Below are 823 nucleotides of genomic sequence, written 5' to 3'. Positions count from 1 at the left end.
CGCAGATAGGGGTTTTGCGAAATGAATCTTGACGATGACCTACTCTCACATGGGGAAACCCCACACTACCATCGGCGATGCATCGTTTCACTGCTGAGTTCGGGATGGGATCAGGTGGTTCCAATGCTCTATGGTCGTCAAGAAATTCGGTTGCCAGTGCGTCTTTGCAGACACGCCAGCCAATTCGGATATGTGATCTTTGTGAGTCGCTTCGAACTTTCGGTTCGTTTCGTCTTCACCACCGCAATCTGCACAGCAAATTGCTTGGGTGTTATATGGTCAAGCCTCACGGGCAATTAGTATTGGTTAGCTCAACGCCTCACAGCGCTTACACACCCAACCTATCAACGTCGTAGTCTTCGACGGCCCTTCAGGGGATTCAAGATCCCAGTGAGATCTCATCTTGAGGCAAGTTTCCCGCTTAGATGCTTTCAGCGGTTATCTCTTCCGAACATAGCTACCCGGCAATGCCACTGGCGTGACAACCGGAACACCAGAGGTTCGTCCACTCCGGTCCTCTCGTACTAGGAGCAGCCCCTCTCAAATCTCAAACGTCCACGGCAGATAGGGACCGAACTGTCTCACGACGTTCTAAACCCAGCTCGCGTACCACTTTAAATGGCGAACAGCCATACCCTTGGGACCGGCTTCAGCCCCAGGATGTGATGAGCCGACATCGAGGTGCCAAACACCGCCGTCGATATGAACTCTTGGGCGGTATCAGCCTGTTATCCCCGGAGTACCTTTTATCCGTTGAGCGATGGCCCTTCCATACAGAACCACCGGATCACTAAGACCTACTTTCGTACCTGCTCGACGTGTG

General features: G+C 52.6%; 1 rRNA gene and 1 other annotated feature. The gene reads right to left on the bottom strand.

The annotated features are described in order from the left end of the window. Positions 1–26 precede the first annotated feature (26 nt). Positions 27–142: ribosomal RNA gene (gene rrf / locus AC2CGW_RS25205) — 5S ribosomal RNA — on the bottom strand. A 146-nt stretch (positions 143–288) separates the two neighbouring features. Continuing rightward, positions 289–554, bottom strand: a sequence feature (23S ribosomal RNA rRNA prediction is too short). Between the last annotated feature and the right edge of the window lie 269 nt (positions 555–823).

This window comes from Pseudomonas sp. SYWMCR5 (assembly GCF_057197165.1).
The sequence above is the reverse complement of the archived record's forward strand: the minus strand, read 5'-3'. Positions and strand labels throughout refer to the sequence as shown.